At 37.1% G+C, this 25016-nt stretch carries 27 protein-coding genes; 10 read left to right on the plus strand and 17 right to left on the minus strand.

What is annotated here, in order from left to right:
* Positions 1-50: 50 nt before the first annotated feature.
* A complete protein-coding gene (locus V1L66_RS18945) occupies positions 51-329 on the minus strand; it encodes a class B sortase (RefSeq protein WP_016995480.1) in 279 nt (92 codons plus the stop codon).
* An 817-nt stretch (positions 330-1146) separates the two neighbouring features.
* Here V1L66_RS18945 and ltrA point away from each other — a divergent pair.
* Positions 1147-2952 carry a group II intron reverse transcriptase/maturase gene (gene ltrA / locus V1L66_RS18950; RefSeq protein WP_333006239.1) on the plus strand — a complete coding sequence of 602 codons (1806 nt, stop codon included), beginning with the start codon at positions 1147-1149 and terminating at the stop codon, positions 2950-2952.
* 248 nt (positions 2953-3200) lie between these two features.
* Here the strand turns inward: ltrA and V1L66_RS18955 are convergent, their stop codons facing one another.
* Positions 3201-3773: a manganese efflux pump gene (locus V1L66_RS18955; RefSeq protein WP_016995481.1), complete on the minus strand. Its 573-nt coding sequence runs from the start codon at positions 3771-3773 to the stop codon at positions 3201-3203.
* Between the two features lie 221 nt (positions 3774-3994).
* Between V1L66_RS18955 and V1L66_RS18960 the strand changes: the two genes are divergently transcribed.
* A complete protein-coding gene (locus V1L66_RS18960) occupies positions 3995-4870 on the plus strand; it encodes a glycine betaine ABC transporter substrate-binding protein (RefSeq protein WP_016995482.1) in 876 nt (291 codons plus the stop codon).
* Between the two features lie 304 nt (positions 4871-5174).
* On the opposite strand, the gene V1L66_RS18965 is transcribed toward V1L66_RS18960, so the two are convergent.
* Complete coding sequence (locus V1L66_RS18965) at positions 5175-5795, minus strand: thermonuclease family protein (protein ID WP_016995589.1); 621 nt, start codon at positions 5793-5795, stop codon at positions 5175-5177.
* 133 nt (positions 5796-5928) lie between these two features.
* Complete coding sequence (locus tag V1L66_RS18970) at positions 5929-7668, minus strand: ABC transporter ATP-binding protein (RefSeq protein ID WP_333006245.1); 1740 nt, start codon at positions 7666-7668, stop codon at positions 5929-5931.
* A gap of 121 nt (positions 7669-7789) precedes the next feature.
* Between V1L66_RS18970 and V1L66_RS18975 the strand changes: the two genes are divergently transcribed.
* Genes V1L66_RS18975 through V1L66_RS18985 form a run of 3 tightly spaced genes read left to right on the plus strand, consistent with a single transcriptional unit; the run spans position 7790 to position 12554 of the window.
* A complete protein-coding gene (locus tag V1L66_RS18975) occupies positions 7790-9220 on the plus strand; it encodes an ABC transporter permease (RefSeq protein ID WP_036075250.1) in 1431 nt (476 codons plus the stop codon).
* Positions 9221-9233: 13 nt separating this feature from the next.
* Complete coding sequence (locus V1L66_RS18980; protein ID WP_036075252.1) at positions 9234-10730, plus strand: ABC transporter permease; 1497 nt, start codon at positions 9234-9236, stop codon at positions 10728-10730.
* 12 nt (positions 10731-10742) lie between these two features.
* Positions 10743-12554: an ABC transporter substrate-binding protein gene (locus tag V1L66_RS18985; protein WP_333006249.1), complete on the plus strand. Its 1812-nt coding sequence runs from the start codon at positions 10743-10745 to the stop codon at positions 12552-12554.
* 550 nt (positions 12555-13104) lie between these two features.
* On the opposite strand, the gene V1L66_RS18990 is transcribed toward V1L66_RS18985, so the two are convergent.
* Positions 13105-13686, minus strand: coding sequence for a phosphatidylglycerophosphatase A (locus tag V1L66_RS18990; RefSeq protein ID WP_054549790.1), 582 nt, complete (start codon positions 13684-13686; stop codon positions 13105-13107).
* A gap of 113 nt (positions 13687-13799) precedes the next feature.
* Between V1L66_RS18990 and V1L66_RS18995 the strand changes: the two genes are divergently transcribed.
* The 3 genes from V1L66_RS18995 (at position 13800) to V1L66_RS19005 (ending at position 15550) form a co-directional block, all read left to right on the plus strand.
* The gene (locus V1L66_RS18995) at positions 13800-14519 is read left to right on the plus strand and encodes an esterase family protein (protein WP_016992695.1); all 720 of its coding nucleotides are present in this window, start codon (positions 13800-13802) and stop codon (positions 14517-14519) included.
* Between the two features lie 83 nt (positions 14520-14602).
* Complete coding sequence (locus V1L66_RS19000) at positions 14603-15118, plus strand: YjcG family protein (RefSeq protein ID WP_036076666.1); 516 nt, start codon at positions 14603-14605, stop codon at positions 15116-15118.
* 3 nt (positions 15119-15121) lie between these two features.
* Entirely contained in the window at positions 15122-15550 is a 429-nt protein-coding gene (locus tag V1L66_RS19005; protein ID WP_026023480.1) for a GNAT family N-acetyltransferase, read from the plus strand.
* 120 nt (positions 15551-15670) lie between these two features.
* Here the strand turns inward: V1L66_RS19005 and V1L66_RS19010 are convergent, their stop codons facing one another.
* The 6 genes from V1L66_RS19010 to V1L66_RS19035 form a co-directional block, all read right to left on the minus strand.
* Positions 15671-15919: a stage VI sporulation protein F gene (locus V1L66_RS19010; RefSeq protein ID WP_004230969.1), complete on the minus strand. Its 249-nt coding sequence runs from the start codon at positions 15917-15919 to the stop codon at positions 15671-15673.
* 130 nt (positions 15920-16049) lie between these two features.
* Complete coding sequence (locus tag V1L66_RS19015) at positions 16050-16220, minus strand: YjcZ family sporulation protein (RefSeq protein WP_009374137.1); 171 nt, start codon at positions 16218-16220, stop codon at positions 16050-16052.
* A 65-nt stretch (positions 16221-16285) separates the two neighbouring features.
* Positions 16286-16645, minus strand: coding sequence for a stage V sporulation protein AE (gene spoVAE, locus V1L66_RS19020; protein ID WP_369823981.1), 360 nt, complete (start codon positions 16643-16645; stop codon positions 16286-16288).
* Between the two features lie 16 nt (positions 16646-16661).
* Positions 16662-17657: a stage V sporulation protein AD gene (locus V1L66_RS19025; RefSeq protein ID WP_036076668.1), complete on the minus strand. Its 996-nt coding sequence runs from the start codon at positions 17655-17657 to the stop codon at positions 16662-16664.
* Positions 17651-18106, minus strand: coding sequence for a stage V sporulation protein AC (spoVAC, locus tag V1L66_RS19030; RefSeq protein ID WP_016994343.1), 456 nt, complete (start codon positions 18104-18106; stop codon positions 17651-17653). The genes V1L66_RS19025 and spoVAC overlap by 7 nt, the downstream gene beginning before the upstream one ends.
* A complete protein-coding gene (locus V1L66_RS19035) occupies positions 18107-18511 on the minus strand; it encodes a YhcN/YlaJ family sporulation lipoprotein (protein WP_333006252.1) in 405 nt (134 codons plus the stop codon).
* 133 nt (positions 18512-18644) lie between these two features.
* Here V1L66_RS19035 and V1L66_RS19040 point away from each other — a divergent pair, with 133 nt between their 5' ends.
* A complete protein-coding gene (locus V1L66_RS19040; RefSeq protein ID WP_004230953.1) occupies positions 18645-19169 on the plus strand; it encodes a CotY/CotZ family spore coat protein in 525 nt (174 codons plus the stop codon).
* A 63-nt stretch (positions 19170-19232) separates the two neighbouring features.
* Here the strand turns inward: V1L66_RS19040 and V1L66_RS19045 are convergent, their stop codons facing one another.
* From V1L66_RS19045 to V1L66_RS19070, 6 genes are all read right to left on the minus strand, one after another.
* On the minus strand, positions 19233-19634 hold the full coding sequence (locus tag V1L66_RS19045) for a hypothetical protein (protein ID WP_244905056.1): 402 nt from the start codon (positions 19632-19634) through the stop codon (positions 19233-19235).
* Between the two features lie 53 nt (positions 19635-19687).
* Complete coding sequence (gene mgtE / locus V1L66_RS19050; protein ID WP_036076671.1) at positions 19688-21064, minus strand: magnesium transporter; 1377 nt, start codon at positions 21062-21064, stop codon at positions 19688-19690.
* Positions 21065-21470: 406 nt separating this feature from the next.
* Positions 21471-22379, minus strand: coding sequence for an RluA family pseudouridine synthase (locus V1L66_RS19055; RefSeq protein WP_036076821.1), 909 nt, complete (start codon positions 22377-22379; stop codon positions 21471-21473).
* A gap of 1 nt (position 22380) precedes the next feature.
* Positions 22381-23175 carry an NAD kinase gene (locus V1L66_RS19060; RefSeq protein WP_016994338.1) on the minus strand — a complete coding sequence of 265 codons (795 nt, stop codon included), beginning with the start codon at positions 23173-23175 and terminating at the stop codon, positions 22381-22383.
* Positions 23172-23843 carry a GTP pyrophosphokinase family protein gene (locus tag V1L66_RS19065; RefSeq protein ID WP_004227437.1) on the minus strand — a complete coding sequence of 224 codons (672 nt, stop codon included), beginning with the start codon at positions 23841-23843 and terminating at the stop codon, positions 23172-23174. The genes V1L66_RS19060 and V1L66_RS19065 overlap by 4 nt, the downstream gene beginning before the upstream one ends.
* A 56-nt stretch (positions 23844-23899) precedes the next feature.
* Positions 23900-24283: a hypothetical protein gene (locus V1L66_RS19070; RefSeq protein ID WP_016994337.1), complete on the minus strand. Its 384-nt coding sequence runs from the start codon at positions 24281-24283 to the stop codon at positions 23900-23902.
* A 126-nt stretch (positions 24284-24409) separates the two neighbouring features.
* Here V1L66_RS19070 and V1L66_RS19075 point away from each other — a divergent pair, with 126 nt between their 5' ends.
* Positions 24410-24997, plus strand: a complete 588-nt coding sequence (locus V1L66_RS19075) for a CYTH domain-containing protein (RefSeq protein ID WP_258860673.1) — start codon at positions 24410-24412, stop codon at positions 24995-24997.
* Positions 24998-25016: the final 19 nt, after the last annotated feature.

Below are 25016 nucleotides of genomic sequence, written 5' to 3' on the forward strand. Positions count from 1 at the left end.
TTATCGGTACATCCCTATCTATTCTCCCCTCCACGTTTTACTAACTTGCCTTACATAACAATGCGATAATCGTCACTCATCACAGCATCCTTACATGTCGATAAAGTAAGAATTTTATCCTCTGGACTTAAATCAACATCCATCTGAATAGCAGACCGCTCCTGTTCATAGCCCTCATATAAGGTATCGAGGTATAGGATTGGATGTTTATCCACATAGCCTTGCTTAAAGTAATTTTTAAGATTACCAAACATTGTATTATTCTTCATAGCATGTCCATATAAAACCGTGTTTTTGTCCATACTCAGTATATTATTTCGGTAATCCATAAACACACTTCCAGCCCGACTCTCCTGATCTTTAAAGTTTTAAATAATAGTCATTGGTATCAGCTTGTAATATCGGATTATTAAGTTTTGTCCCATCCACTAAAATCCACCCAACAATATGAGGGTGCGAAACGTTTCCCTATAAATGCGTACGCATGAAATGGGAGGGCTGTCATAACAGTCACAACTGATTAACTGAAATTCGGAATGAAAGCCGTCATGTTGAGCTGAAACGAATTATCTGATACTCCTACATGCATGAACTGGTAATAGACAAGACATGTATGAAGCTAGGTGAAGTCGACTGAAGATTACCTAAGTTGCTCAGAAAGAATAGGGTTCTTGATAGGTCGGGATGCTACAAAATGTCTAAGGTGAGAATGCCCTTCAGGGCTGACAAACTTGCGAACGTACGGGTCTAAAATTGTATTATTTCTGAAAAGGATAAACTGCACAAGCAGGGTTCATTATCGAAGAGTACAAATCCTCATTAGGAAATTCGAGATACTCGACAATGAGAGTATAAATGAACAGGTTCATAGTAAGCACCTAAGGATATATGTACAGCTAGGTTAATCGGAACGTTGTAAGCAAGGAACATCCATTCAAACGCCTATTATCGGGATGGTGGACATAAGGCATATGCCGAAATTTCTTTATCCTTGTGAAAGTAGGGGTACAGTACCGATGAAGCGAGTAACGACCGTAGAGGGATAGCCCCAAGTCTTGTTCTTTGAAAACTAAAACAACTAAATGAAACTCACAAGGTCGAGTAAGATGATGGGACTTTTCTTATGAAAGGGGCGACACACCATCGGTGAGTACAACACTACGACATGCAGAATATTATGATATGCAATGTATATATGACGACCTTTACGAAAGAAGTAAGAATAATGCAACTAAAGGTTTAAATTTATACGAACATATCATATCCAAAAATAATATTCTATTAGCCTATCGCAATATCAAGGCTAACACAGGCTCAAAAACTTCTGGTACAGATGGTATCACCATTGAGCAATATAAAATAGAAGATGTTGAAACTTTTGTTGATGAAATAAGAAAAGCATTAAAAAACTATAAACCTCAAACGGTTAAAAGAGTAGAAATACCAAAACCAAATGGGAAAACTAGACCATTAGGTATCCCAACCATGAGAGATAGATTAATACAACAAATGTTTAAACAAATACTAGAACCCATCTGTGAGGCTAGGTTCTATAATCATTCGTATGGTTTTAGACCAAATAGGTCAACTCATCATGCAATGGCAAGATGCCAACACCTTGCTAATCTTACAAACAATCATCACGTAGTAGACATAGATATTCAAGGTTTCTTTGACAATGTAAGCCACTCAAAGCTGTTAAAACAAATGTACAGTATAGGAATTTGTGACAAAAGGGTACTAAATGTAGTGTCAAAAATGCTTAAAGCCCCAATAAAAGGTATAGGAATACCAACCAAGGGGACTCCGCAAGGAGGGATTCTTTCACCTCTCCTATCCAATATTGTATTAAATGAATTAGATTGGTGGATTAGTAACCAATGGGAAAATATGAAGACCAAATTCAAATATAAAGAAAAAAAAATCAAAGTTAGAATGATTAAGAAAACAACCACCTTAAAGGAAATGTATATTGTGAGATATGCAGATGACTTCAAGATATTCACAAATTCCCATAAAAACGCCATCAAAATCTATCATGCAGTTAAGGGTTATCTCAAGTATCAATTACATCTTGACATATCAAATGAAAAATCACAGATTACTAATTTAAGAAAAAAGGCATCCGATTTCCTAGGATTCTCCATCAAAGTAGTAAGGAAGCGAAAGAAATATGTAGCTAACACGCATGTTATGGATAATAAAATGAAAACAATTCTACAAAAAGCTAGAAAGTTAATTCATGAAATCCAAAAAAGTCCAACAGCTAAAACGGCTACAAGTTATAACGTATATATTCTCGGTATTAAAAACTATTACAAGTTTGCAACGCATGTGAACATTGACTTTACAAAGATAGCCTATCGGCTCTCTCGAACCTTATACAATCGAATCAAATCTATTGGAAAATACGGAATACCTATACGACCGTCAGAAACATTTAAAAGGTTTAACAAAGGTAATTTCAAGACATTTGAAATTGCTGGTATCCACCTTTTTCCTTTAGCGGACATAAAATCTGTGAACTGTAAAAATTTTAGTCAAGATTTATGCAACTATACGAAAGAAGGAAGGTTAAAGCTACATAAACAGTTAAAGAACGATGTAGTTATTCAAATAAATAGACTGTTAAAAACAATCTTCTATAACGATAACCTTGAATACGCTGATAACCGAATTTCAAGATACTCCATGCAATCAGGGAAATGTGCGATAACAGGAGAATTCTTAGTAGCTGAAGAAGTCCATTGTCATCACAGAATCCCTCGCCATATGGGAGGTTCAGATGAATTCAAGAATCTCGTAATAGTGCATAGGAATGTTCATAAACTAATCCATGCTACAGAAACAGAAACGATTGAACGATATAAGAGCCTTCTCCAATTGGATGGTAAACAATTGGAGAAATTAAACCAATTTCGTAAGAAATGTAATTTAGTTGCTTTAGTCTAAAAGGATAAGATGGAACGCCTAATGCGGTGAAAGCTGCACGTTGGGTGTGGAGCAGGGGAAAAGATGGAGATAACTTCAAAATTTTACCTATTGCTATATTAATCGCTAATAAATCATGAAATTGTGGTCGTATAGGTTCCTCTACCAGTGTATGTCAACACTAATCCAAATTCGACCTCAATATGTCAAATTTCCCTCCTAACAAAAAGAATATCACCAAAATTTGGTGATATTTAGCACAGCATATATTATTTTGCAAAAATCTCAAAAATACCAATCATAATTAGTAGCCATCCTGATATTGCAGTAGAATGCCTGCCAATAAACGTTTTTCCTAGTAAAGAGCCACATCTACTTCCCACCCCAACTGTGATAAAGGAAAATACCCCGATGGAAATAACTGTCCAAAGGGCCGAGATGCCATTTGCGCCTATTGCAATACCCCCTGCTAAACAGTTCGCTGACAATACGAAGCCTAGTGCCATTGCTTCTCTTGTTGAAATCACTAGATTTTTATCTTCATCAAATAATTCAGGATTTCTTGCTATCCGCTGATTAGAAAGATTATTGGACATCAAAGTCCATAGACCAATTACACACAGTAGTAAACTCCCTAATAAATTGGCAGTATGCGGTGAAATATACTCAACAACTGTGCTACCTGCTGTTACTGCGACATATGTGACAATCATCGACATAATCGCAATCACAGCATTCGATAAAATCGGGATTTTAACTTGTTTGACGCCATAAGCTAGGCCAATCCCCAAGTTATCTAAATTCGCAGCAATTCCTATTAGAATAATTGTAATCCAATGCATACTAAGCCTCCTCAAATCTCCATCTCTCCATTTTCACCTATCGTATGTCACCAATAAAAAAATTTATGGGCACAGGAAAGTTTAGTTGACTATTTACCATCTTTTTCGACTGTTTGAATAAACCATCAATTTGACAAAAGTAACAACTTGTTTATAAAATTAAGTTGTTACTTGTAAATATATTTACTTATATGTAAGAAATAATAGAAAGGAGATGTAATATGAGAATCATAAAATTATTGAAAATAGGTATAGTATTTATATGCATTTTAGTGTTAACTGCATGTGGTTCAGAAAAAGAGGATACAAAGAATAATGATAAAGGTGAAATCAATTTAGCATATGTTGAATGGGATACTGAGGTTGCTTCTACACATGTAGTAGGACAAGTATTAGAGGAATTAGGATATAAGGTAACATTGACGCCTTTAGACAATGGGATCATGTGGGAGGCACTTGCAAACGGAGAGGTAGACGGTATGGTATCTGCCTGGTTACCGCAAACACATGCCCCACAAGTAGAGAAATACAAAGATAAAATAGAGAATTTAGGTGAAAATCTAACGGGTGCTAAGATTGGTTTAGTCGTTCCAAGTTATATGGATGTCGATTCTATTGAAGATTTAACAAACCAAGCTAATCAAACCATTACTGGGATAGAACCAGGAGCCAATATGATGGCTACGACTGAAAATGCCTATAAGGAATATAAGAATCTGGAAGGTTGGAATGTATTGACCTCGTCTGCTGGTGCAATGACCGCAGCCCTTAGCCAAGCCATTTCCAATAATGAAGAAATCATCATTACAGGCTGGTCACCACACTGGATCTTTAATGCCTATGATTTAAAGTATTTAGATGACCCGAAAGGCTTATATGGAGCAGAAGAATATATTGGCACTTTTGCGCGAAATGGTTTAAAAGAGGATGCCCCTGAAGCCTATCGTGTCCTTGACCGTTTCAACTGGAGTGCCGACGATATAGAAAGTGTAATGTTTGATATTATGGAAGGTATGAGTGCCACAGAAGCTGCGAAAAAATGGATTGATAACAATCCAGATAAAGTAGCCGAATGGACGAAAGATGTGGATGCATAAAAAGAGAATCCATTTACTACTCATTAGTAAATGGATTCAGACTGTAGACGGCTCATTCTATAATAGAATGAGCCGTCTACAATTTTTAACGTTCCCAAAAATGAGGAGGTTCAGGAGCGTAATTATGAACTAGCACCCCAACATTAGATTTTTAATTCCAATATTTTGAGTGTACGGCTTATCGGACGCCCTCTCACCTTGTCAAAAGTTTCTGCGAATGAAATCGTCATATTTCAACATAGAAGCTACTGCCTAGCAGCTATTAAAAAATTATCCTTTAAAAAGCGTATAGTAAAGGGGTAGATTATTGAACTACTTCAGGATGGAAACCATCGTTTTGGAAGTAGTCATCATGTGACCAAATATTTAATTTTGCATTCTGAGCTTTTTGTTGAATAGCTCTAAAGGCATCTTCGAATGTGTTGTTTGGCTTATGAATATAACGTACAACTGCAAGTCCTTCGTTTAATAAAGATTCTTGCAATAATACATCATCTACAAACACATAGGCTAGAAGACGATCATAATTGTCTGTTTCTGGTCCAACATCATAGACCGCTTCAATTTTTTTAGCCTTTTCCATTAAATTGATCGTATACTCTTTTGCTTGTTCAGCATATGGTTGGGCGCCACCTTTGTTGTAATTCATTTCAGGTGTATCCACCATTAACAGACGAATTTTTCGTTTCTCACCATTAATTGTCGCCTGAATCGTATCTCCATCATATGCTTTAATATAGTCTAGCTCAAAGCGTTTATTTCCTGTTTTTTCTTCCACCTGTTCAATGGATATAGTACCTTGCTGATCTGTAACTGATTTAGTATCTTGATCTTCCGCAGGTGATCTGCCAAATATCATGTACAATGCTACAGCCAAAATAATCGTACCACTTGTTATTAATGTTTTTATATCTTGCATTTTCATGTAGTAGGCCCCTCACAACTAATCATCATTTCTTATACGAGCGGTTCGTATAAGGTGTGTACCTCATTATCACGAAGATAACAAGTTACACGATGTTTCTATTGTAAAATATCAAGCTACTACATTCAAGCTATCATCGAGTCACAGCTACCCAATGATTAGGAGAAACCTCTACTAGTTGACTATTTTCTACCTCATAACGTATTTTCACATCTTCTGCATGTTCAGCCTCACTATACTTCTGTTTCTCTATTGCAGGATCTGGAATAGGAATGGAGCGTAATAATGCACGTGTATATGGATGTTGTGGGTTAGCATATAGCTCTTCACTTTCTGCCAGTTCTACAATTTTCCCACCATACATGACGGCTACACGATCGCTGATATGCTTCACCATGGATAAATCATGAGCAATAAATAAATACGTCAATCCAAGCTTTTGTTGTAATTCTTTTAATAAATCAACAATCTGCCTTTGAATGGAAACATCCAGTGCTGATAATGGTTCATCACAAACAATAAAGTTTGGCTCAACTGCTAACGCTCTCGCAATACCTATTCGTTGACGCTGACCTCCTGAAAATTCATGAGGATACCGCATGGCATGCTCTTTCTTCAAACCGACAAGTTCAAGCAATTCCTCTACCCGTTGTCGCCTCTCTTCATGTGTCTTCACCAGACCATGAATATCAAGAGCCTCGCCAATAATGTCTAAGATTTTTTTGCGAGGATTTAACGATGAATAGGGATCTTGGAAAATAATTTGCATATGGCGACGCATTGCCTTTAGCTGTTTTTTCGATAACCTTGTTACAGGTATTCCTTGATATAGTACCTCTCCATTTGTAGGCTGATGAAGCTGAAGAATCGTCCTACCTGTAGTCGATTTACCTGAACCAGATTCACCAACCAAGCCCAATGTTTCACCAGGATATATATAGAATGATAAATCGTTCACTGCTTTCAACGTTTGACCACGGCCTAATGGAAATTCTTTGGACAGATTGGTTACTTCGATTAACGGCTTATGTCGATCGATACCTGGCTGAATTGTAGCAATCTCTTTTGGTTGCTTTTTCTCATGCAGCTTTGGTAACGCATTTAATAATTTCTTGGTATACGGATGCTGGGCATTTGCAAAAATTTCTTCTGTTGTGCCCTGTTCAACTATTTCTCCTTCTTTCATCACGATGATGCGATCACACATACCTGCAACTACACCTAAATCGTGTGTAATTAAAATAATAGACGTTCCCATTTTCTTTTGCATATCGCGCATTAATTTTAGGATTTGAGCTTGAATCGTAACGTCCAATGCTGTTGTTGGTTCATCTGCAATAAGCAGCGAGGGATTACAAGCAAGCGCCATTGCAATCATTACGCGTTGACGCATACCACCTGAAAATTCATGAGGGTATTGTCGATACCGTTCTTCTGCGTCTCTAATACCTACCAGTTTTAATAATTCTATTGTTTGTTGATAAGCCTCAGTTTTTGACATTGACTGATGCTTGATTAAACTTTCAGCCACTTGATCACCTATTCGTATAGTAGGGTTTGTGGATGTCATTGGATCTTGGAAAATCATACTAATATCTTGTCCACGTATCCCTTCCATTTGTTTTTCACTAAATTCAGTGAGTTCTTGCCCTTTAAACACAATAGTGCCAGATTTCAAAAATGAAGGTGGCGATGGTAATAAACGCATAATGGAGCGAGCCGTTACACTTTTCCCGCTACCAGACTCTCCTACAATTCCGAGTGTTTCACCTTTATTTAGATGGAAGCTAACGTCCTTAACTGCTTCAAATTCTGTCTCCCCTGTGATAAAGGATACGCGAAGATTATTGATTTCTAAAAGCTTTTCACTCATTCGACCCATCCTTTTTAAAATTTGTGATTGACTTACTTTCAAGTATAATCCATACTTTACAATACTGATAGGAATTATACAATATGATGCTGAATATTTTATTTACGTTTGGAGGAAATGCATGGTTACTTCAAAAATTTATTTAAAACCCGAGAAATTTATTTTCTTTTCTACGGTTTATCAAAAACTAGTGCATCAAAAGCCTTATCATCTACTTCTTTTTCTTTTTAGTATTTTAGTCCACCCTTTTACATACTTTATCTATCGGAAAAGAAATCATTCAAACACTTATGATCAGGCTTTTGCATTGCGTAGTCAGTACTATATAGAGCATGGATTGGTAGCCCAATGGCAAAAGGAATTTGGGCAACAAGAAATTGCAAAAGCTACATTTTTTAAAGAGGCTGTATTGGAGTCACAAATTCAGTCCACAGCCAAGCAATTAGCTCAAAGAAAACTCCAACAGCAAGTGGATCAGGATTTACAAAAAGAGGGCATACAACAACTATCCTATGACCAATTTTTTAATCAGCAATTAACTAACAAACGTTTTGTGGCTCTTACCTTTCTACCAGCTGTTTTATTTTATGTAGTACTTATCTTATTTGCGAATCCATTTCTGCAATTTATCATTGAACGTATTTTACAAAGCTTTATTGTGATTGTTGGTGTGGCTACATTAGTGTTTACCATTTTATATTTATCACCATTTGATCCAGCAAGAAATCTACTCGGAGTTGAAGCAACACCCGAGCAAATAGTGAACTTTAATCGCATTCATGGTTTAGATCAACCTTATTTATCACAACTATGGAACGCATTATCTGGCCTATTTACATTTGATTTAGGTACATCCTTTGCAGGTAAAGAAGATATCACACACAGCATTGCTACTAAATTTCCTGTCACTCTTGAAATCGCCGTATTGTCGTTGCTAATGGCTATTGCTATTGCCATTCCAGTCGGTATTATTTCAGCTGTTCGTCCAAATTCATATTTGGATTATACATTTATGTTTATTGCTTTAATCGGTTTATCCATTCCGAGCTTTTGGCAAGGTTTAATTTTTATTTTGACATTTGCTTTAAAGCTACAATGGTTTCCAGCTACCTATAACCCTCATAATTGGCTATCGCTCATCATGCCAATTGTCGTTTTGGGAACATCCATTACGGCATCTATTGCTAGGATGACAAGGTCAAGTATGCTTGAGGTGATTCATGAGGATTACATTATTACAGCAAAAGCAAAGGGCTTAAATGAATTCAAAGTGATTTCAAAACATGCCATTCGCAATGCTATGATTCCGATTATTACGGTGATTGGACTTCTTTTTGGAGGTATGTTGGGAGGCGCATCTGTAACAGAAAAGGTATTCAACATTAGTGGGATAGGTAGCTATATCGTCGATAAACAATTTATCCCTGATATTCCGGCCATTCTTGGGGGCGTTGTTTATATCGCCATCACCATTTCAATTGTCAATTTATTCATTGATATCATGTATGCCTTTTTTGATCCACGCATTCGCTCGAAAATGAAGAAGTCTTAAAGGAGGATCGCCTGTGAAAAACATCTTACATGTCAAACTACTCTTGAAGATTACACAGGAATATGTCAATTCTCATTTTACCTTTGTCTTTTCCTTACTGTTTTCTTTACTATTTCTAGCCTATAGCTATAATTTTTCCAGCAATAGCTGGCGACCTGTTGTTCTGCTCTTTTTTATTATTTATGCCATTACCACGGCATATGTTGCCTTCGTGAATTTGCGAATTAAAAAGGATTTAGCCAAGTATGGTGACATTCAAAAAAGCACTCGAATGTTTGGCTATCCCCTTTTAATAACGATACTGTCAGGCAATATTTTTTCGACATCCTTTGCATTTATGCTTGTGTCAAAAAGAAAGACTGCAGAATATACTTTTGCTGCCTATGCCTTTATAACACAACTATTCATCTTAGGTATTGCAGCATTAAATTTATTTAAGCCATATGTAACAGATACCTTTTTACTGGCAATGGGCGTTTTCTTAGTACTCTCACTTCTTTATATCGTGATGGCCATTTTATGTACAAAATACGTCACAGCAACTGAGGCACCTAAATGGATGCTCATTCCAGGTATTGTCCTACTATTGGCGACTTTCACTGGTAATCTATTTGCGACTTTACTAGGATATAGCCTTATTCAAAAGGCTCGAAAGGCAAATCCATCTTCTATTGAGAAATGGCAAAAAATATGGGAGAAGATTTTACGCAATACGATGGCTGTATTCGGTTTATTCTTTATCATTTTCATGTTCTCATTGTCCGTTACAAGCTCTTGGACTTTCGACTATGATTTCGCTACGGAAAATAATTATGGAGCATTGCTACAAACACCGACATTAGAATACCCATTAGGTACAGATAATTATGGCCGAGACTTATTTTCTCGTATAGTATTCGGGGCACAAATATCGTTAATCGTCGGATTTTTCTCCACGATTATCCCCGCAGTTATTGGCGGGGCATTAGGAGCTTTTTCAGGCTATTACGGTAAGTCCACTGATAATATCATCATGCGAAGTCTCGATATTTTATATGCCATTCCTGGAATATTGTTAGCCATTGCTATTATCGCCGCATTTGGTGCTAATACTGTGAATCTTATTATTGCACTTAGTGTTGGAGCAATTCCAACCTATGCCCGTACAATGCGGGCAAATGTTATGCAGCTTGCTAATTATGAGTTTGTAGAATCGGCTAGAGCTTTAGGTGCATCTGATGCAGCTATTATTTTCAAGCACATTGTCCCCAATTCTTTAGCACCAATGATTGTGAAAGCAACATTAACGATTGGTGGAGCTGTTATTTCAACGAGTAGTTTAAGTTTTTTAGGGCTTGGTATTGAGCCGCATATTCCCGAATGGGGCAATATTTTAAAAGTTGGTAGTACGTACCTGGAAACACATTCATATGTCGCAATTTTCCCAGGTCTTTGTATTATGCTTCTTGTCCTCTCCTTTAACTTCTTAGGAGATGGTTTACGAGATGCTTTAGATCCAAAAACAAATTAATCGGAGGTAACTATGAAGAAATTACTTGTATTTTTATTCGTTGCAGTACTAGCTTTGGCTGGCTGTGTACAAACAAAAACTGACGTAGAAGGCAGTAAAGATTCAAAAGATAGTGACAAGAGCAATGGCAAGATTGCCATTGAAGTATTAGGCATGGCAGCTTCTGAAGAAGACATGAACATTGTACGTGACCAATTAGTGAAAAATGGTTTTGATGTAAAACTTAACATTCAACCAGATTACGGTTCTTTCTCTGCTCAAAAAGAAGCAGGTAACTATGATCTTGCTCTTTCAAGTTGGACGACAGTTACAGGGAACCCTGACTATGCTGTTCGTGGTTTATTTAAAACTGGCGGTGACTACAGTGTGGTGGCAGATTCAAAACTAGATGCGTTGATTGATGAAGCGAGCACATTGACTGGTGAAGAAGCTGCAGCTAAATATAAAGATTTAGAGCAATTATTAGTATTCGATCAGGCTTATATTGCGCCTTTATATATTTCCAATAAGTATCAAGGTATCTACTCTGAACTTGTTAACCCTAAAACAGTTCTTTTACCAAAATCTCGTGCACAAGTATGGGAAAAAATCGAATTTAATGATCCATCTAAAAATGCAACAGAACCTTTAATTTTGCACCAAACAATCAATTCTCTTACTTCACTTGATCCGATTAAAGGGAATGATGGTTCAATCAACACATTAAACACGAATATGTATGTTCGTCTTGTTAACTTAACAGACACAGATGAAGTTGTGTCAGATGGTTCATTATCTTATAACCATGTAATGGCTGAAGGTAATCAAGAATATTACTTCATTTTACGCGATGATATCAATTTTGCTGCTGTGAAAGATGGTGCAGCTGTTGATACAGGTGAATTAGTATCGGCTGAGGATGTAGTCTTCTCACTAAACCGTGCAAAAGATGCTAATTCAGTACCGGATCATCGTACTTACAGCATTCATGAAAATATTGAAACAGTCGAAATCGTTTCTGATTTATCCGAATTACAAAATAAAAAAGTAGCAGGCTCTGAGCAATCCGTTTTAGAAGCATTATCACAAAACCTACCTGCTTCTGTAGCGCAATTAGCAAAAGATAAAGGTGCTGTTAATAATGCATCAGGTGCATACCAAGTTGTTAAAATTACAACACCTACACCTTTCCCACAAGTATTAAATTACTTAGCACACCAATCTGGTGGTATCGTATCTGAAAAACAAGTAACAAGTATTAATACGTATGATGTAGCTAGTTATAATCCTGACAAAGACATTGCCTATGGTGATCAAGCTACTGTAACGGAAGGTTCAGCAACATTCAATAACCAGCTATATGCAAGTGGTCCTTACATTTTGGTGAAAAAAAATGATTATGAAGCACAGTTTGTGAAAAACCCTGCATATCGTTCTGGCAGCGAATACGAGCCGAAAATTGCTAAAATCAATGTTCGTTTTATCTCTGATGTTGATAGTGCCCTATCTGCATTACGTAATGGTGAAATTCATGTTCTTCAAACAGTACCAGAAACGAAACTGGATATTGTCAAATCAGATACGAAATTAACATTAAATACGGCAGATAGTAATGCTGTGTCCTACCTACAAATGAATACATCTGGCCGTGCAGTTTCTGATTCAGCAGATTTACGTAAAGCAATTCTATACTCTATTAACCAAGATGAATTCATTAGCTATTATCAAGGCAATAAAAAACCAGCTGTATCTACAGTCTCTCCATTAATTGATACTGGTTTAAAACTTCAAGCAGATAGCGAAAAAGTAAAAGAATTTGTAAAAGCATATAACGATAAAAAGTAAAATAAATTAGAGCCTTCTCAAAATTTGAGAAGGCTCTATTAGTATTGAAAAACAAAACATTCAATTGAAAGAATTGGATTTCCGTTGCAGGCTACTTGCTTTCCTGTGGGCTAGCTATTCCATGAGAGTCAAGTAGCCTTCTACTCCAACCTACAAAAGTGTTACCTTTTTAGCAAAGGTCTTCACTACTTTTTATGGAGAGGTGTTGTCACGCATCACTTCTCCATATTGAAAATAAAAATCCCATCCCCCTAAGAATACAGATATTGGACTATTTGATTGCTATGCTAGCATGAGAAAAGTAAAGACATTTTGGTTGGAGTGGAGTTAGGTCACTCCAAGGGGATTTAGCGTCACAGATGAGACCCTGGAGCGAACGGAAGTGAGTGAAGCGGCTCATCGGACGCCCCCTGGAAAGGACGCTGGCGGAACGGAAATCAACCCCTCACCTTGCAAAGTTGCTTTTTCTTCCTTTGACATTATCTTTTTTCAACAACATGAGAGCCTTCTCAAAATTTGAGAAGGCTCTTTTTAATAGAAGAAACTCATTTTATATTTCATTATGTGATTTTGGTTTTGGTCCTAGCTCTTCAGGTTCGATATCAGCGAATGTTTCGCCTTCTTCTTCTAGGTCACGCATACGATGTGCAATACGTGAAGCCGCTGAAGCTGCTATACTACCAACCAAATCATCTAAGAACGTGTTGACATGATGTCCGGGTTCCGTATCCAGTTTTTTTATAATCCCTATTTTTTGCTTGTCTAAGTGACCAAAAGTAGTAACGGCAATGCTGCCATATGTAAATACAGATCCTAGTGCGATTGTTTCGTCTACGCCGAATAAACCTTCATCTGATTCGATAATTTGTTGTAGTGGTGAAGATAATAATTTTTTCTCTGCTAATTCATCTAATTCAATTCCTACTAATAAAGCATGTTGCACTTCTCGCTTACGCAATACACGTTCAACAGAATGAACACAATGCTCTAGTGTCAAACCTTCATTATAGGTTTTTTGCATTTCGTAAACAATTTGCGCGATATCCTCTATCGCTACACCTCTACGAATTAACGCGGCTTGAGCTGCCTTTGCTACTTCGTCAGAGTGCACACGAATACTTTTATTATGCATAATTAACCCTCATTTCGATTTTTATTGCTAGTATAATGCTAGCCCAACCTATTATACCTTTACTTACGTAATATGGTACAATTTTGTTACAAACACAAGAAGGAGTGTCATCATTGGATAAGGGAACAGTACAGGATTTAACATTTTACAGTGAGTCATTACAGGAAGAATTACAGCTTTATATTTATGTTCCTGCAAATTATTCTCCACTATATAAATACAACATTTTGATCGCATCAGATGGTAAAGATTATTTCCAACTTGGCGGTATTACAAAGCTAGCTGATGAACTGATTGATGATTATGAAATCGAAAATTTAATTATTGCATTTGTTCCTTACAAAGACATAAAAGATCGACGTCATAAATATATTCCGAGCGGTGAGCAACATGAAGCCTATCTTCGCTTTTTAGCACATGAGCTAGTACCGTATTTAGATCGTGAGTATGCCACTTACCAAATGGGTATGAGTCGTGGGGTAATTGGTGACTCTATGGCTGCTACTGCTTCCTTAATGGCTGCTTTAAAGTACCCAAGCATCTTTGGCAAAGTCATTCTACAATCACCTTATGTAGATGCTGATGTATTAAAGGCCGTGGAAAATTTTAAAGATCCAGGATCTATTTCTATTTACCATATCGTAGGCAAAGGCGAGGATCGGGTTGTGACAATGGATAAAACCATCAAAGATTTTTTAACACCTAATCGTCAATTGCATGATCTCATGATAAATAAAGGGTTTACTACATTTTATGACGAGTTCGATGGTAATCATACATGGAAATATTGGAAACCAGACCTTCGACGTGCATTAATTGAAAATTTCAATTAATATGAAGCGATTCAAATTACGAAAACTGAAATTTCTGTTATACTTAATTAGAAAAATTGTTTATTTTCGGGAGGTAATGGACTATGAAGTACGGTATTGTGGCATTTCCATCAAAAAAATTGCAAGATTTAGCGAATACTTATCGTAAACGATACGATCCTCATTATGCAAAGATTACACCGCATATGACATTAAAGGACAGCTTCGATGCGTCTGAAGAAGAGATTCAAACCATCGTCAAGCAATTAGATGAACTTGCTGCCAAATATGCACCTTTAAACATTCATGCATCTCGCATTAGTTCGTTTTTCCCTACAACAAATGCGATTTACTTCCGCATTGAACCAACAGAACAATTAGCAGCATTCCAACATGAGCTTCAAGAAAAAATCCCTCATGGGGAAATGAAACATGTATTTGTTCCACATATTACAATCGCTCAAAAAATGACAGACTCAGAGCATGATGACATTTTTGGTCAATTACGCATGACGGGCGTTGATGAAAAAGATACAATTGATCGCATTCATCTTTTATATCAATTAGAAGATGGTTCATGGACAACATACGAAACATTCCGTTTGTCTGGAGCTGAGTGATTGTTGTATACCGTTAAAATTGTTGAAACAAAGCAAGAACACGATGATGCCTTTGCCATTCGCAAAAAAGTATTTGTTGAAGAGCAAGGTGTTCCGCTTCATCTAGAATGTGATGCTGAAGATGCAACTGCAACACATTTTATTATGTATGATAACGATGAGCCTGTTGGAGCAGCACGTTTACGCAGTATTGACAACAATACAGCTAAAATTGAGCGTGTTTGTATTTTACAATCCCAACGTGGCAAAAAGTTAGGCGCATTAATCATGAAGGAAATGGAGAAGCACGCTATTTCCATTAATAAAAAAACCTTAAAACTTCATGCACAAAGCTATGCTATTCCCTTCTACGAAAAGCTAGGCTTTACAGTTACCTCACCCGAGTTTATGGATGCAGGTATTCCACACCGTGCTATGGAGAAGAACATTTAATGAAAGGGTGTTACGATATTTATAATGTCGTAACACCCCTTTTTTATGAGACGAATTCGCTTGCCACCATTTATCTACTCTATCGTAACAAGCTGCATTGCCAAGTAGATATGCCATGCGCTACTTCATCATTCTAGTGATTTTATCGAAATCTAGTGATGCTCCATCTTGAATAATAGATTGTACTAATTTATCTTCTAACTCTTGCGTAATCGATCTGTTAGATATTTTAGCAACTCGTCGTACAATTTTTCTTACTTGCTTTTCACTGGTAAAATCCGCATGTTGAATGGCATTGGCTAATGCGAAGATTTCATCCATCGATACACCTGTTTTTTGCTCAATCGAATTAAAAAACGAGCGATGCATGTTTTCCCTCCTATCATTAAAACTCAAAATGACCTTGCGTCTTGCACGAAACATTTCGCAAATGGTGGAGGCCTTAACTTTATTTAGATTTTCCTAAATAAAAGCTAAAGCCTTTATTATGTTCATCAAATTAGATGTAAGTAGCGCCAACAATAATTAATAAAATGAATAGTACAACAATTAGAACAAATGTAGAACCATAACCATAGTTGTTGCCTCCAGAGTAACCTCCGCAGTAGCTATTGTTCCACCCACCAACGTTATTTCCATACGGTTGTGAGCCCCAGCCTTGGTATCCCATAAAAGCACCCCTCCCTTCTACAACCTATAATATGTTTCGGTCGTAAAAATGGGAGGGGTATTCGTCTAGTCAATATTTCCTTTTGGTCTAAATATTAATGCACCAATAAAGCCGAACACAATAGCAGCACTGATTCCTGAGCTTGTTACCTCGAACATGCCTGTTAATACGCCTACAAGTCCATGTTTTTCTGCCTCTGCCAGAGCACCATGTGTTAATGAATTCCCGAAGGATGTAATGGGTACTGTCGCACCTGCTCCAGCAAAATTAATTAATGGCTCATATAAGCCCATACCATCCAATATAGCGCCTACAACTACTAACGTACTTAATGTATGTGCTGGTGTTAAATTGCCAACGTCCATTAATAATTGGCCTATGACGCAAATAATGCCTCCAACAATAAATGCAAATATAAAAGTCATAACCATGTTTTTTGCCTCATTTCATCGTAATTTCTATTGCATGTGCCGTACATGGAATCGTCTCGCCTTGCTGATAGGATAGCGGGGATAATAGCGCCCCCGTTGCTACTAGTAATACTCGCTTATAGCTCCCTGCACGCATTTGTTGAATAACATAACTAAAAAAAACAGCTGCCGAACAGCCTGCTCCACTTGCACCAGATTGGAATGCTTCATCCTGTCCATAAAATTCAGCACCTGCATCACGTAATAACGTGAGCTCTTCATTTTTCACGCCATTTTCTACAAGCATTCCTTTTAATAGCTTTAAGCCAAGCTGGCCCAAATCGCCTGTTAAAATTAAATCATAATGATAAATTTTTTGGTTTCTCTGTTGTAAATGAGATTGAATCGTCTGAAAAGCTGCAGGTGCCATTGCAGCACCCATATGGAAAGGATCATCCATACCATAGTCAACGGACTTCCCAATTGTTGCTGCTTCTATAGATGGATACTCCTCGCGATGTTTCCCAATTAGCGCATAACCAGCAGCAGTTACAGTCCATTGAGCTGTTTGTGGTTTTTGTGCTCCATAATTGATCGGGTAACGAAACTGGCGTTCAATTGCATTATGTTGACTAGAGGCACCTGCTAATGAAAAATTAGCAGCACCTAACTCTGTTAATAGGCATGCAATAATTACTGAAGAAACGGAAGTGGCACATGCAGAAAATAGTCCAATAAAAGGAATTTCTAAATCTCTAGCAGCAAAATTAGTCGGTGTCATTTGATTGACTAAATCTCCGCCCATCAAATAATCGATATCACCTTTTTGTACACCCATTTTTTTCATAGCATATTCACAGGCCTCTTCAATCATTTTGCGATGACCCTGTTCATTTGTTTTCATTTGCCAACGTTCATCATCATAAACGGAGTCAAAATACTGACTAAAAACACTCCGATTCTCTAAAGGACCCGCTACCACTCCACCAGCTAAAAGAGAGGGCTTCGTTTGAAATAAAATTACCATGAAACCACTCCTATCGTTACGAGGATATACTTAATGAGTGCTACAAAAAACGCAGACACTACACCAAATAATACAACCGATCCTGCTAATTTAAATAAATTTCCGCCGACTCCCAATACTAACCCTTCAGAACGATGCTCAATAGCTGCCGAAACAACAGCATTACCAAAGCCTGTTACTGGTACTGCCGATCCAGCCCCAGCAAATTGACCAATTCTTTTATAAAGGCCAAGACCTGTTAAAATCATGGAAAAAAACACCACTGTTGCAACAGTTGGATTTCCTGCTGTCGCCTCTGTAAAATTGAAGAAAATAATATAAAAAAGAGACACAGCTTGACCAATTGCACAAATAAAACCACCAACGAAAAAGGCCTTTGCTACATTCTTTAAATAAGGGGGCTTTGGTGTAACATTTTGCTCTAACTGTTGATATTGCTCTTTTTCCATTTATGTCTCCTCCTTTGCAAGTTCTTTTAGTTCTGTAATTTTATCGCTTAATTTAGTATCTTCCATCTGATCCTTTTTTATTTTATTGGCTTCATAAAAAATTTTGTAATCAGCGGAGACAAACACATCCTTGTTTGGATATTTCTTTTCAAATTTCTGTTGCAACTTTTTCTCTAACTTAGTTTTTTTCCACTTCTCCCATGGTTTAATTTGTACTGCAACAAGCATACTATCGTCATATTGGATAACCGTTGAACGATCAACATAGTCTTCTTCTTTTATAAGGGCTTCGACTTCACTTTCATTTTGTGTAGACCCATAGACGATAAATTTTTCCTTTTCAGCACAACCATTTAACAGCGATAAAACAACTAAGAGAGGTAACGTCATTCCTAATAGCCTCAAGTTTTACCCTCCTTTTCTTTACAGTTTCTCCACACATAAAAAAACTATTCATTCAAAGAAATACACAAAAGCCCGAGTCCAGTTTTCTAAAGTACATATTGTAGAAGTAGTAACAAGGAAAGGGGGTGACAATATGGGTTGTGGTAAGCCAACAAATCCTATTGGACCAATCCATTCAGCAGGCTGCGTTTGTGACGTAGTTCGCGCTATTTTAGATATTCAAAATCAAGCGGTGCGAGATGAGTGTTCTCCATGTACAGCAAACTGTTTCTTAGAACCACTAGGCGGGATTGTTAGTCCTGCACGCTCACAAGCAGATACACGTGTCTTCATGTTAATTACAAAAGATGGTACTCCTTTCAAAGCATTCTTTAACTCTCCAACAGCAGATCCTTGTATTTGTACATCCGTATTCTTCCGTGTAGAAGATATGTTTGATGAATGCTGTGCTACTTTACGTGTTTTAGAGCCATTATGTACATTTGACTCTAGTGAAAGTACAGTAGACTTACTAAGCAAAGATGGTTGTTGTATCAACATGAAGAAAATCTGTAAAGTAGATGACTGGAGCTCAACAGATAGCTGTATTACTGTGGATTTATCTTGCTTCTGCGCTGTACAATGTATCGCTGATGTTGACTTAGGGATTTGTGACTAATTCTTTCACCTTTGACACACACACATAAAAAAAGTGTACAGCATCCTCTGCTGTACACTTTTTTTATAATGTTGGCAATTTTCTTCCACGCCAAAGTATTTGCTGTATATCTTCAAAATGAATAGTTTCCTGTATTTTTAATTCTAATGATGTAAGCATTAAGGAATCACTCTGTACGTCTGAAGCTGTCCCAGTTAATTTTCTACCATCCTTTAAACAAACTAATAGTGGCTGATAGGCTCTCTGACGAAATGGTTTTTCTAAAAATTGGAGCTGTTTCAGTAAATAAGGATCTATTTGTACATCATCTATTGGATCATTTTTTTCTTCAGCTATTTGCTCATCGAACATATTGTCCTTTACATAGACAGATGTACTTTCATCCAAATCAAGTTCATGTAACACCTTAGAAATATTTAAAAAATAAGATGGTGATTTTATAAACAAGCGTGGTTCTTGATCCACTTTACTCACTTCCCTTTTTTCCATACAATATGCGAAAGTAAGCAAATTGGTTCTTAGCCTATTTGGCTTAAGAAAACTGTCGCTAAGCCCAAATAAATTAAAATACTTGTAATATCATTTAATGTAGTAATAAAGGGTCCTGATGCAACAGCAGGGTCAATTTTTAGTCGATGCATTAACAATGGAATAAATGAACCAGCTAATGTTGCCACTAAAATAGAACCACAAAGCGCTGCCCCTACTAACATACCTAGGACAAGTTCATGTTTCCAAAAATAAACGATCCCAATAACAATTAATCCACAAACAATGCCTGACATTAAGCCAGTACCTGCTTCACGTAATAGTAACTTGAATTTACTATGTTCTTCTACATCGCCTGTTGCAATCCCTCGAATCGCCACGGCTAATGCCTGTGTTCCACTATTCCCTGACGTTCCAGAAATTAATGGAATAAAGACGGCTAGTAAGGCTACCTTATCTAAAGTATCTTCAAATTGCCCCATTAGGTTAGCTGTTAACATACCTAAAAACAGTAGAACCACTAGCCAAGGCAAACGTTTTCTAGCCGCTTGGAATGGTGTTACATCAAATTTATCCATATCCGAAATACCAGCTAATTTAGAGTAATCCTCAGAAGCCTCTTCATCAATAACATCAATAATATCGTCAACCGTGATAATACCAAGTAATTCTCCTTTATCATCAATAACAGGTGTCGCTAAGAAATTATAATCCTTCATAATTTGTGCGACTTCTTCTTGGTCATCCCCTACATGTACCATCACGACACGTTCATTCATAATTGAACGAATAAGTGTATCCTCGTCAGCAATGATTAAATCTCGTAAAGATATAACACCCGTCAGACGATGTTCTTCATCCACTACAAAAATATAATAAACAGTTTCTGCATCTGGTGCCTCTTTACGCAAAATGGCCATTGCTGAACGTACTGTTGAATTTTCTGGTATAGCGACATATTCAGTTGTCATGATAGAACCGGCTGTATATTCATCGTATCTTAGTAGCTCATTAATATCTTCAGCCGCTTCTTCATCCATCATTTCTAAATAGCTTTCACGCTGTGCCGTATCCAGTTCATTTAAGACATCTGCCGCATCATCCGCATACATATGAGAAAGCATTTCTGCACCATATGATGGATCCATTTCAGCAAGATATGCTTTATATTCATCATCTTCAATATCGATTGCCTCAAAAATATCAGCCATTTCTGTCGGAGACAAGAACGAATAGATGATTTTCCTTATATCAGGTTCCACCTTTTCATAAAACGTTGCCTGATCATATGGATGAAGTTCTAAAAACTCATCACGGAATGCGTCAATATTATGTGCTTCTAGCATTTCTCGTAGATGTGCCTCATCAAATTGCACATCATCCTTTTCATTTCTTTCCTCTATCATGCTTGTCCCCTCCTTCCGAGCTTTCAATCATTTTACGGGCAATGCCGTAAATCTACCTTCTATATAATAGAGTGTATTGTACCTTTTCTGCAAACTCTTTTTTAAGTTATTTTTATGAGTAGTTGAGCAGATTTTTATAAAATTCAATATTACGCCTAAAATCATGACGATTCTATTTTACTATACCTTACCTTTGTCACTTTGTTATGAATAAGGTGTAAAAATAATCTACTTCTCTAACATACCCCCTGGTTAATGGTCGTTAACGCGCAGAAAAACAATACGTTTTCATGCATACGATCTGGAATAGCTGTTAACAATCGCCCTCCAGAAGAATTCGCCAGTTTAACCTTAATCAAAAAATGATAAGGAGATGCTCGTTTGTGCGAACATCTCCTTCTAAAATTTATGCAGAAGATTCCTTCAGTAACCTTTGCATGTCTTCATTTAGCATACTTGTAAAATGTAATGGCACACTTGTTAAAGGATGTTCCATACTTAAAGATACACAATGGAGTGCTTGTCGATCAATCTGAAGACGGCTACCCCCATAAAGGTCATCACCAACAAGTGGATGTCCGAGATGCGACATGTGCACACGAATTTGATGTGTACGCCCTGTATGCAGTTGAAGTCGTACATGTGTCATTGGTTCAGCACCTAGTAAAAAGCGCTTCAGAACCTTTACATCTGTATGTGCATATTGCCCATCTTCTCGTACTTCTCTTTCAATAATACTAGCTTCTTTACGACCAATCGGCGCTATAATCGATTGAAAATTTTGTTCGATATGTCCATGTACAATGGCTTCATATTGTCTTGAAATCTCCCTACTACGCTGAGCAAGCCCTGTTAAATGATGAATATGAGCATGCTTAGCTATACAGAGTAAACCTGATGTATCACGGTCCAGCCTTGTAACAATATGAGCCGTAGAATCCAATCCTTGTTGCTGGAAATAGCCACAAACTAAATTAGCAATGCTGTTCGTTGGATGCTCTCGTGAGGGGATCGTGCTTTGGTGAGCTGGTTTGTTGAGCACTAAGATGGCATCGTCTTCGTAGACAATGGTCAAATCGCCATGCTCGATAGCAAGCCCTTCACTTTTTTCTTCAGGAGGAAACGTTACTTTCACACAATCACCAGCTTGCAGGATATGCCTTACATTACGTTCGACATCATTCACAGTCAACATACCACCATCGAATTTAATAGCGGTTAGAGCTCGCTTAGAAATACGCCACTCTTGAAGGGCTTCTCGTAATAGTTGGCCATTTTTCTTCGCCACAAATTGCAATGTAAATCGTGTATCCATATTATTCATTTGCAACAAAGGATTCATGCACTCGCTCCCAAAATGGGAATGGTCGGAAACGGGCAAAACGTACTTTTTCATTTGCTACATTAAACGCTATCGCTTTGACATCACCTTGTGTAATTTGCAAGTGATCAACAGTCATATTAAAATTTTGTTCATTTACAGGACGCAATACACAATGATGGTGCGCTGGCAAAATTAATGGTGATCCTACTGTTCTGAACACACGGTTATTAATTGAGGCAATTTCAGTAACTTGAAGTGCTGCAAGTGTAGGATGTATGATGGCCCCACCTAGTGCTTTATTATAAGCCGTACTACCCGACGGAGTGGATACACAGAGGCCATCTCCACGGAAACGTTCAAACTGATTGCCATTTAACTCAACATCCATTACAAGTGTAACATCTGGCGATTTGACTGTTGCTTCATTTAAAGCTAGATACGTATTTGATTCTGCATTATGATGCTCTACCTTTACTTCCAGCAGTGGATATTCCACAACATTAAAATCCTTTTTAGCAATGGATAAAACTAATTTTTCTAATTCAGATGGTTTCCAATCCGCATAAAATCCTAAATGCCCAGTATGGATACCAACGAATGCTACTTGGTCTAATAAATGAGCGTATCGATGAAAGGCATGCAATAGCGTGCCATCTCCTCCAATTGAAACAACAATTTCTGGCGTCTCTTCATCATAGGTTAAGCCAAAATCCTGTAAATAGGTTTTTGCAAGTTCCATCAGCTCATTGGATTGTGCATCTCTACGTGATTGAATCGAAAATTTCATTGTGCGTCACGCTCCTTCTCCGTTAGTAAATTAGGATTCGATGCTTCTTTATATTCGCTAAAGTAGGCCTGTGCCTCTTGAATTTCACTACGAATGGATGACATTTCCTCATCCAACCGAAATGCCGCCTCGGCAGCACTTTGCAAGCGATTCTTAATTTCTTCTGGGAACATGCCTTTATATTTATAATTTAAAGAATGCTCTATTGAAGCCCAGAAATTCATGGCCAGTGTACGGATTTGTATTTCCGCTAATACTACTTTTTTTCCTTGAATAGTTTCAACAGGATACTCCACAATCATATGGTAGGAGCGATAACCACTAGGCTTATTATGTGTAATATAATCGCGTTCTTCCACTACACGCATATCTTTTCGCTGTCGAATAAGCTCAGTTACCGTTGAGATATCATCAACAAATTGACACATAATCCGAAGGCCAGCAATATCGCCAAGTTCATCACCAAGTTGTTTAGAAGGCTCAAAAGCTAATCCTTTTTCTAACGTTTTGTCATATATACTTGCTAAAGGCTTGACACGTCCTGTGACAAATTCAATTGGCGAATTGGCATTTACAATACCAAATTGCGAACGCATGCCCTTTAATTTTACTTTTAATTCGTCTACTGCTTGTTTATAAGGACTTAAAAATATTTCCCATTGTCCCATTGTAAAAACCTCCCGACAATCGGTATCGAACACCACCGTCTGTTCGTTTTGTCTTTCTATTCAGCGAGAATAGCCTTGAAGTGTTGCTCCACTGCTTGGACAAATTCTGCCCCATAATTGTAATTTCCTTCAATATTATACACGAGCATTTCCAATTCCTCGTAGAAATTTGTCAGCTCAATCACTTCTTCACCTATTCGTAGCAATGGATTTTTCCCTTTTTGTAAAATATGTACAAGATTCTCCCAACTACTCGGTGGAAAACGCAAGTAATGATAGTCGTCACCTGCATCAAGTAAATAAATAAATGCAAAATCATCTGAATCTGCAATGAGTTGTCCAGCAGGTTTTAACTGTAAATTTACTTCATTGTCGTTTAAACTAAAATGAAGTTGATCTTGTTCAAAATTCGATGTATCTATTGTATAAATTTTACGCACATGCGGTTCCCCTTTTCGTTGTACTCTTCCTCTTATTTTAGCACACAGGGTAAATAGTTGCAGTGTGTAAATATTAATTCGAGCGAAACAACGGATGAAAAATAAAAAATAATTAGGTGATAATAAATGACACAAGAAATTGAGATTGAATTTAAAAATCTATTAACAAAACAACAATACGAGCAATTATTACAAGAGTTCCACATTAGCCAAAATGCTATTCATCGTCAAACAAATCATTATTTTGACACACCTAATCAAGCAATTCGCAAACTACAAAGTGGTCTTCGTATTAGACAAATTGGTAATTATTACGAATGTACGCTCAAAGAGAAAAATGCTGAGCATGCTCACCTTGAAACAACGGATAAGATAACAGCAATAGAGGCGCAACAAATGTTAGATGGCAAAGGATTTTATGCCCAAGAGGTAGCTAAAAGATTAGCTCTCCATCATATTCCTTTAGAACAATTGCATGTATTTGGTTCGCTCACTACAGATCGTGTCGAAATTCCATACAAAGAGGGACTTCTTGTTTTCGATCATTCTTTCTATTTGCAGTGCGACGATTATGAGGTAGAATATGAAGCAAAAGATGCAATAAAAGGAAATATAATATTCGACAGTTTTTTACAACAATATGGTATTGATAAGCGACCAACTGATAAAAAAATCGCCCGTTTTATGAAAGCACTAAAAGCACAAAATTTATAAAATTATAAAAAGGAAGGTG

Source organism: Lysinibacillus sp. IITD104, from assembly GCF_036698265.2.
In the GTDB taxonomy this organism is placed as follows: domain Bacteria; phylum Bacillota; class Bacilli; order Bacillales_A; family Planococcaceae; genus Lysinibacillus; species Lysinibacillus boronitolerans.